The sequence below is a fragment of the Chromohalobacter nigrandesensis genome (assembly GCF_023061285.1).
Classification (GTDB): domain Bacteria; phylum Pseudomonadota; class Gammaproteobacteria; order Pseudomonadales; family Halomonadaceae; genus Chromohalobacter; species Chromohalobacter nigrandesensis.
Map to the genome: position 1 here is coordinate 1 of NZ_JAKGAM010000041.1, position 782 is coordinate 782.

The window sequence follows — 782 nt, forward strand, 5'->3', positions numbered from 1 at the left end:
CGAGCCGCTTTCGGGGGCGATCATTCAGCTTATTGACGGTCCTTCTCAGCTCGGCATCCGTCACCTGTCGGAAGTCGGTCCCCTTGGGATAGTACTGCCGGATCAGGCCATTCGTATTTTCATTGGTCCCGCGTTGGCCAGAGCAATAGGGATCGCAAAAGTAGACCGCCGCTGTCACTGCCTTGGCCACTGTCTCGTGATTGGCAAACTCCGAGCCATTGTCCAGCGTCACGGTCTGAACAGCGCCACGTCGGGGCTTCAGTAGCCGAATCATGGCCTTCTGTGTCAGTTCGGCGGTGATGTTGGGGAGCCGAGCGGCCAACAGGTAGCCGCTGCGGCGCTCAACCAGCGTGACCAATCCGGACTGCTTGTGTCCCTTGAGCACCGTATCGCCTTCCCAGTGGCCAATCGTGCGTCGATCGTCCACCTCGGCGGCGCGGTGCTCGATACCGATTCGGTTCGGAATCTTGCCGAGTCCGGCGCTCTTGGCCTGTGTACGGTACTTGCTCCGCCGCTTGGGCTGCCGTAGACGTCGCCACAGGTCGCCACCCCGAGCCTTGTCATCCCAGATCAACGAATAGACCCACTGATGGCTCACGTAAGCGCCATTGGCGTTGGCCATGAAGCCACTGATTTGCTGAGGGCTCCATTCGTTAGTCAGTTGATCAGTCACCCAGCGCAAGAGGCTGGGGAGTCGCTTTGTCACTTTCCAGGCAGTGCGTCGCCGCCGATCACTGAGGGCCTGAGCCTGGCGGGGATCGTAGCCCTCGGGAGAGACATTA

1 protein-coding gene is annotated in these 782 nt (G+C 60.4%); it reads right to left on the bottom strand.

Annotation, left to right across the window (positions count from 1 at the left end):
- A partial coding sequence (locus L1073_RS17100; RefSeq protein WP_246901433.1) for an IS30 family transposase occupies nt 1-782 on the bottom strand: 782 nt, incomplete at both ends.